The following is an 8,300-nucleotide window of genomic DNA, read 5'->3' as shown; positions in this document are numbered from 1 at the left end:
GTTTAAGAGATAAAAATGCCAACACTAAAAATAAATACTGACCAGGGTTTCTTTTGCCTTTTTTTTACTTGGTAAATTTCTTAACATTTAAACTAAAAGTCAGATTGCAGGGTTAAGTCTTCCACCCAAATGACCACGCACTCTACTTGCTTGTTTGGACATATTTCTTGTACTAAGGTTTTATAGATCGATATTTGCTTTTTTATTTCATTTAACGAGGAAACAGAAACATTACGGTGTGATTTATAATCAATTATAATTGCTTTATCTTGCGTTATACACAGCCTATCTAGCCGTACTAACATCGGCTCTCCATCAATTGTTCCACTCAGTGTAACTTCTGATTTACCTTCTAAATCAAATAGATAATCATATTTTTCATTAAAGGCTAATATTTTATTGTAAATTTCATCTTTATCTTCCCTGGTGTTCATATTATCGAGATATTTTCTTACCCAATCTTTTCTCCTGTCTTTCTCTATCTTAGGCATATACTGCAATATGCTGTGGATTATTAGACCTCTTGCGTAACCATCTGTTGTTCGCGCACTTGTCATCCCAATGCTTCTTTTTTTGCCGTCCAAGTAGCCAGACATTGAGATCCATTCTTTTTTTTCACTGGATTCCAGCATCAAGTGCTGAAATGACAAAGGGGGGTGTTGGGATAACGAGTGAGTAGTTGATGCTGGTTCTCCTTCTTTTTTAGATGCCTGGGGTGACATAGACAGGTTTGGTGGAAGCGAAATCACTGGAACATCAAAATAATCACGTTTTTTATAAACAGAGGGGTAATTTGCATTTACACACAGCACTTCAATCTTTTCTTTAAATATTGGACATAAGTCTGCTTGTTTCTTTTCATATGGTTCTCCATACTTAGTAATTAAATCATACCAAGAACCTTTTTGCATTGGCTCTTTACCTAGAATGTATAACTCATCTTCAGCACGCGTGAGCGCTACATATAGCAAACGCAAATATTCATTATAATCCTCTAGTTTTTTCTCTCTTTTCACTTGATCACAATAAGCGTTGTCGTTTTTTCCACACCAAAATGGTCTTTCCATTGCATCAAAAACAATGCTTTCACTGTTTCTTGGCACTGTGTTTGTATCAACCAAAAACACTACAGGAGCTTGTAGACCTTTTGATTTATGAATTGTCATTATTCGTACAGCATTGCGCTCTGATTGCATATCATTTTTAATTTCCGGATTATTCTCCTTGATCCACTGAACAAATGCTTGAAGAGATGGGTTCTCAAATTGCAGCACAAGGTTCATGAATTCATCTAAGATCTCAAAGCACTCAAGACCTAGCCTTGCAGCAAATTTCTTCTTACCTGTGCGTAGTACATGCGTGAATAATGTAAGGGAGGATTCCGTGTGAGATAAGTCAATGAGATAATTTAATTCACTATAGATGACCTCACAATAACCCCGAAGTCTTTCCCATAACGACTGTTCTTTACGGTTGTATGCAACATTGAATAAATCATCCTCAGTGAAATTAAATAGTGGTGATTTTAAAACATTCGCAAGAGCTAAATCGTTTGTTGACAGGAGTAAAAATTCAGCCAAAGCTATCAAGTCCTGTACAGCTATATAGTCCATGATTCTAAAATAGTCCCGTCCTATAACCGGTACGTTTGCTTTTTTAAGTTCGCTTATTAAGTAATCAACTAACACGTTTCTCTGCCGTACCAGGATCATAATGTCCCTTGGTTCTATATGGCGGTCTTTAGCAACTAAAATTCGCCCTTCATTTAACCAATTGCGAGCTTTGTGGGCTATTGCCTGAGCGAGTAATCGCTCTGCTATTACATGATCTTTTCTCTGTGTTAAATGAATTTGTAAGGCTTGCTGCTTTTCCTCTTTACATCTTGGCAATAACGGCCAAATTTCAATATATCCTTGATCATTTTCTCTATGTGGAATATGTTTTATTTCACTATCGGTAAAAGATATCTCTTCACGAAAGTTGTTAAATAATCTGTCTACAAGTGCTAGAATGTGTGGAGTGGAGCGAAATGATTTTTCAAGTTGACACGATATCCAGTCTCTGCCGCCGGTTTTTGTGTGAAAGTATTGTTGCATGTAATTGAATAGGTGAGGATTTGCCCCTTGAAATCTGTAAATAGATTGTTTTACATCACCAACAACAAACAAGGTTCGCTTTTCACCACCACCAGTAAAAAATTCATCACAGAGATTTGTTATAATTTTCCACTGACTGATGCTATTGTCTTGCGCCTCATCAACAAGAATGTGATCTATTTTTTGATCTAAGTTAAACAATACCCAATCTTTATAATCTCGGTTACCGAGAAGATTTGTTGCTAAATGGATTATATCATTGTAGTCAAGCAGTGCTTTCTTTGATTTTTCATCATTGTATAGATCAACGTACACTTTAAATATTTTGAGTAAACTACTGGTTCTCTTGAATATTTGATAAGAATGCACACCTCTCACATGAGTAAATACCACATTTTGAATATTTTCTATGATCTGTTCTGCATCTCCGAATTTTTCCAAAGTACCCTTTGTTATGATGGACGATATGCTTTTTTTTTCGTTTGATTCTGGTTTTAGAAATACTTTGGTTAGGTTTTCTATATTGGTTTTATCCCATTGCTTGATACTGAGATCCATATTTCTTTTTTTCCAGACTTTAGCTTCACGCGCTGGAATGACAGATGGTTTACACCAATTGTAGAGCATTGTACTGTAACTTTGATCTCTTTTGCTGCCCTCGCTTAGTATTTCAGCTAACCTTTCTACGTGCTCAACCGTTTCGCTCTGTAACCCATGAATTTCATCTGGGGCACTCAGTTTATCTTTGATATACTTCAAATCATCTGACGACAACGGTCTTCTTACGCATAAAGTATAAAGCAGGTCGCGTAGTTTGTTTTCATCAACCTCGGCTGCGATAAGGTTAATATCATCCTGCACAGTTTTGCTATGAAGCGTTTTGTCAAATACAATGGAATGTAATTCTTTGCATTCGCTCAGCGTACAACCTGGAGCGACGCCAGCTTCCATAGGAAAGCTAGAAATCAATTTGTAACAAAAAGCATGTATGGTCTGTATAGTCAAACCAAAATTTTCCAGTTCAGAGAAAAGCCTTCTTGCTTGACCTTTGTTTTCTCTGGATCCTAATGTTGAGCACTGGGATGACAAATGGGGGTGCTGGGATGATGCTGAAGGATAATATGACGTGTGTGGTGATCCCAAAGAGAGACCCAATTGCTCTAAGTCTGCTGCCAACACATTCCCTGAGCATATTGCCCACTTACTGAGTGTACTGTGAATGCGACTTTCCACCTCGTTTGCTGCAGCATTGGTAAATGTTAAGCAGAGAATATTCCTCTTGTTTTCCAATAAAAGTCTTAATACTCTATCTATTAAGATTTTTGTCTTGCCTGTACCAGCAGATGCGTTTACCCATACAGAGAGGCCAGGATTGATTGCATTTAATCTCATCAAAAATGTAAAAATTGTATAAAATTTGAATAAAATGGCATTACAAAATATAATGTGAAAGTAATATTAGTGAAAATATACAAATGAAAAGTTTTTGTGTAAAGGGTCATGCAAAGATTAACCTCTTTTTGCATGTTGTAGGAAAAGAAGAAATAGGGTATCACTTAATTGAAGGCTTATTTGTTTTTGCCAATCTTTCCAATTTTTTGGAAATAAAGGTAGGTGAAAAGGATTTCAGATACGACAACTCTATAGTTGAATTTGTAAATTCCGAACTTAGAATAAATAACAGGTACAACACTGTAATGAGAGCAGTTAATCTATTGCTTAGGTATGCTCCCGTGCGAACTAAAATAATTGTAAAGGTTGTGAAAAATATACCAATTGCTGCAGGTTTGGGCAGTGGCTCCTCAGATGCTGGAGCTATAATACGTACACTAGGGAAGTTATGGAAAATTGATAGATCAATCTTAAATGAAATAGCTTTGAGCGTTGGCGCTGATGTTCCTGCAAGTATAGATAGTAAGCCAGTTTTGGTTAGAGGTATTGGTGAAGAGTTGTGCCCCATAAAAAAATTCTCTCTACCCACAAACATAGTACTTGTGAAACCGAAAAAAAAGTTTTTGAGCACACCAGAGGTATTTTCTAAATACAAAGGAGATTTCTCAAAACCAATTGAATGGAGCGATGATGCTGAGAAGGATCTGCTGAAGCTTCTCAAAGAGACGAAAAACGATCTTCAAGAGATAGTAGTAAGTCTTATACCTGAAATTGAAGATGTGATATTAGCACTAGAGTCACAAAAAGGCTCTATACTGTCTCGCATGTCAGGCAGTGGTGTAGCGTGCTTTGGGATGTTCGATAACGAAGAGAATGCAAAAGCTGCCACAGCGAATATCAGAGAAAAGCAGCCAGAATGGTGGGTATGTGACACTCAATTGATAACTTGATTTATGGATATAATTCCTTTAGTTTCTACGAATAAAAACTTTATAGGCAGTTACGGGAAAGGAAAATTTTTGGTGAATGATCAAGAATATCACGGCTCAATTATAATTTTTCTTGAAAAGATGATTGAGCTAAAAGAAAGTGATATAAATAGTAAAGAGCATTTTAAATCTTTTTTAACAGAGGAAATAGAAATTTTGTTAATGGGTACCGGTAAAACATGCAACGTATCAAATACCTCATTGAAATCGTATCTTATGGAACAAAAAGGTTTAAGTTTTGAATTTATGACAATAGGTTCTGCATGCAGAACCCATAACGTCCTGATATCCGAAGACAGGTTTGTTGTCACTTACTTAAGGGCCATATAGCATGCCTGAAATGTTTACACAGGACTTTTTTATCAATAGCCTGATTGCGATAGTTATAATTGGCCTCGTAACAGGTGCGTTAGGGTCATTTATGATATGGCAGAGATTGTCGTATCTGGGTGATAGCTTGTCTCATTCTTCGTTGCTTGGCGTTGCACTGGCTTTAATTTTTAGGACCACTCCCTCAATCAGCATAATGTTTATAGCAATTGCTTTTGCAATACTGCTTTCCCTCAATTTTGATAGATTGTATTCTGTTGATACGATATTAAATATCGTTACTAACGTAGTTTTATCATCAAGTCTAATACTGATGTCCTTTCTTCCATCGAAAAATAGCAGCATTATTAGCTCGCTATTTGGCGACATATTAACACTGGAGCAGGGTGATATAGTATTGATTTTTTTAACTTCAGTAGTGGTTGTTTTGATATTAGCATTTAGATGGCGCTACTGGCTAATAATTTCAATCAACCAAGATTTGGCAATAGTTGAAAAGGTTAACGTAAATTTGGTCAGGTTAGAGTTTTTAATTACTCTCGCCATATTTATAGCAGTTTCTGCTCAATTAATAGGAATATTACTCATTGCTGCATTTTTGTTAATACCGGCTGCATCTGCAAGGCTTATCTCAAAAACTCCAGCGCAGATGGTTATCATTGCAACGGTTTTTTCTGTGGTCTCTGGAATATCAGGTCTTATATTATCTGCAAGCTTTGATTTATTAACAGGGCCTGCAATTATACTTATTGCAGCTGCATACTTAATTGTCGCTTATTTTATGAAGTTAATATTAAATAAAAGCTTAGCTCCACTCTAGGTGTTAACGATCTAGTAATTATGTGATACAACTACTTTAGAACATTGTTGTAGAAACGCTAATCATGAAGTGAGTATGCATGAAAGTTACACCATCTAAGATCAAAAAATTTCTAGAGAAACCTGATACTTTAAGGGGTGTGTTAATTCATGGAAGCGATAATAGTAGAATTGATTTTTTCGCACAAGAGGTAATTGCCGGTTTAGATGAGTATTCAGTTCAAGTAATGGACTTTGCAACAGTGAATAAGTCACCTGGTTTATTACTTTCTGAGTTAGCAAACGTTTCGATATTTGCTAACAAGAAATTAGTTAAGCTGATAAATGTAAGTGAAAGTATATCTAAAGAGTTAAAAAATATATTGGATCATAATACAAATGATCATTACGTAATGATGATAGCAAATGATCTACCATATAGTTCTGCAACTAAAAGTTATATGGAAAGCTCAAAAATTTTTGGCGTAATTGCTTGCTATAAAGATAGTAGCAGTAATCTTTACAACATTGTATCCAGTTACTTGAAGCAAAACGACGTAAAATGCACAAGTGAAGTAATTTACCATTTGCAATCTTACTTTAATCATAGCAAGCTACCTATATACTCAGAACTTGAGAAATTAGTTTTGTATCTGGGGAAGAGAAAGGATCTTAAACCTGATGATGTAGAACTGTGCCTTTCAGCTTCTAGCAATGATTATGTTACGCTTGATAACCTGTGCTTTGCTATAGCAAATAAAGATATGGCAAGTTTCATCAAAATTTCCGATACACTGATATTACAGGAGAATTTTTCACCAATAGCGTTAATTCGTATTATATCAAATTATTTCCTACGCCTTGAAAACGTTTTGCTGTCGATACGAAGCGGAATGAGCGAGCAAGCTGCAATTGATCAGCTGAGTCCTCCATTGTTCTTCAAGCAGTTGCAGAGTTTCAAGCTCCATTTGAAAAATTTTCAACTTTTAGAACTTAGGAGGATCTTAGAAAGATTGATAAGATTAGAGGTCACCTGTAAAAAAACTGATTTAGATCATAAAATGATCTTTCAATATGCACTGCAAATGGCCGACACTTGAGATATTAGAGCTAAAATATTTTCCTGCGGAGACTGCTCACAAATTGTAGCTCTCATATCAAGCACTGAAAGATGTTATTTATGATTTATCACTTTTACGAATACAATTTACGTGCTATAATTTAAGCTTTGATAGATAAAATGCAAAGAAGTAACATAAAAGTAGAGATAAAAAAATTGTCACACGGAGAGGATCTGCCTCTTCCCTGTTATGCAACTACACAGAGCGCTGGTATGGATCTTTATGCAGCACTGAATGACTCCGTTATTTTAAATCCGCTTGAAAGGCTACTCATTCCAACTGGAATTATAATCGCAATATCAAGTGGTTTTGAGGGACAAGTCCGCCCGCGTTCTGGCCTTGCTGCAAAACATGGAATCACTGTCTTAAATTCTCCGGGCACTATAGATTCTGATTATCGAGGTGAGGTTAAAGTTTGCTTGATTAATCTCAGCAACCAACCATATGAGATAAAAAAGGGAGATAGAATCGCACAGATCCTTATTAATCCCGTGCCTCAGGTGATTTGGGATAATACAGAAGAATTCTATGTAGAAGAAACTAACCGAAATACTGGGGGTTTTGGTTCCAGTGGTAGGTAGTTTATGCAAACGCTATCTGTTAGTTGATTTTTACGTTTAAAATTTCTTGACCGAGGTAATTTTTTACATATAATTTTAAGTATATTAATAACTTATTAAAGAGGTAGTTATGCCAATTTTTAAAAACCACCACGGTCAATTCCATACAACGAACACTGCACTTGTTGCACTTACTTCCCTGTATATCACAGGCGCAGCAGTAGCACTTTCGTCACCATATTGGGCACTTTCATATCCAGTTCTAGCTCCACTTGTAGTTTTTGCAGCTACACCACTTGGAATAGGTATACTAGCAACTGTTGCTATTGCACTAATTGGTTTAGCAGTATATGCCATTAGCAAAAATAACGAAATATCTGAAGAGAAAGCTTCGAAGGTTACTCAGGATGGGCTATTAGTAAGAAGAGATGTATATGGTGAAATGAAGGAAGATAACCAAGTTAAAGATGAACAAGGTAATGTGAAGCAAGGTCAATATTATATAGGCTTCAACTTAGGAGATAAGAGCTACCGTGTTGTTGTTGGCGATAAGCCTACTAAAGAGCTAGGTAATACTTTACTCTTTAAAATAGATTCACTAGAAGTGAAAAACGATAAGGGTGAATATGTTTCAACAAGTAATAAGCCATCGGAAGAATTAGGCTTAAATAAAGAGGGTGCTAAAGAGGTTAACACTTATTTGGGTAAACTTCTTTCTGTTACATCTGCTGGGCAAGGACAAGGGCAAAAACAATAAGTAGTATAGCTTAAGTAAAACAAAGAGGTAGGCTAAGTCCGCCTCTTTTTCTCTTAAAAGTTATTGAATTTCGAGCACCACGTAAGTTGTATGGGTATTGTGTTGAGCCTCCAAAGGTGCTCTAAGTAGTTCATTTTCCTACCATCCCAGCACTTTTCCTCTTATCACCCAAGTAGCCTTTTCTTGTTATCCCAGTTCCCTCTTCTTGTCATGCCAGTACTCCGACACTGAGATCCAGTTCTCCATAATAATTAATG

Annotated in this window: 7 protein-coding genes; 6 read left to right on the top strand and 1 reads right to left on the bottom strand. The window is 36.1% G+C overall.

Features of this window, described 5'->3' with window-relative positions; genetic code table 11:
* Nucleotides 1-92 precede the first annotated feature (92 nt).
* Nucleotides 93-3,488, bottom strand: coding sequence for a UvrD-helicase domain-containing protein (locus tag IHO13_RS03320; RefSeq protein WP_225538270.1), 3,396 nt, complete (start codon nucleotides 3,486-3,488; stop codon nucleotides 93-95).
* 83 nt (nucleotides 3,489-3,571) lie between these two features.
* On the opposite strand from IHO13_RS03320, the gene IHO13_RS03315 reads away from it, so the two are divergent.
* The 6 genes from IHO13_RS03315 (at nucleotide 3,572) to IHO13_RS03290 (ending at nucleotide 8,043) form a co-directional block, all read left to right on the top strand.
* Complete coding sequence (locus tag IHO13_RS03315) at nucleotides 3,572-4,438, top strand: 4-(cytidine 5'-diphospho)-2-C-methyl-D-erythritol kinase (RefSeq protein ID WP_225538269.1); 867 nt, start codon at nucleotides 3,572-3,574, stop codon at nucleotides 4,436-4,438.
* A gap of 3 nt (nucleotides 4,439-4,441) precedes the next feature.
* Complete coding sequence (locus IHO13_RS03310) at nucleotides 4,442-4,807, top strand: Mth938-like domain-containing protein (protein ID WP_225538268.1); 366 nt, start codon at nucleotides 4,442-4,444, stop codon at nucleotides 4,805-4,807.
* A 1-nt stretch (nucleotide 4,808) separates the two neighbouring features.
* Entirely contained in the window at nucleotides 4,809-5,627 is an 819-nt protein-coding gene (locus tag IHO13_RS03305) for a metal ABC transporter permease (RefSeq protein ID WP_225538267.1), read from the top strand.
* A 79-nt stretch (nucleotides 5,628-5,706) separates the two neighbouring features.
* The gene (holA, locus tag IHO13_RS03300) at nucleotides 5,707-6,705 is read left to right on the top strand and encodes a DNA polymerase III subunit delta (RefSeq protein WP_225538266.1); all 999 of its coding nucleotides are present in this window, start codon (nucleotides 5,707-5,709) and stop codon (nucleotides 6,703-6,705) included.
* Nucleotides 6,706-6,845: 140 nt separating this feature from the next.
* On the top strand, nucleotides 6,846-7,307 hold the full coding sequence (gene dut, locus IHO13_RS03295; RefSeq protein WP_225538265.1) for a dUTP diphosphatase: 462 nt from the start codon (nucleotides 6,846-6,848) through the stop codon (nucleotides 7,305-7,307).
* Between the two features lie 109 nt (nucleotides 7,308-7,416).
* On the top strand, nucleotides 7,417-8,043 hold the full coding sequence (locus IHO13_RS03290; RefSeq protein ID WP_225538264.1) for a hypothetical protein: 627 nt from the start codon (nucleotides 7,417-7,419) through the stop codon (nucleotides 8,041-8,043).
* Nucleotides 8,044-8,300: the final 257 nt, after the last annotated feature.

Source organism: Wolbachia endosymbiont of Mansonella perstans (assembly GCF_020278605.1).
Taxonomy (GTDB): Bacteria; Pseudomonadota; Alphaproteobacteria; order Rickettsiales; family Anaplasmataceae; genus Wolbachia.
The sequence above is the reverse complement of the archived record's forward strand: the minus strand, read 5'-3'. Positions and strand labels throughout refer to the sequence as shown.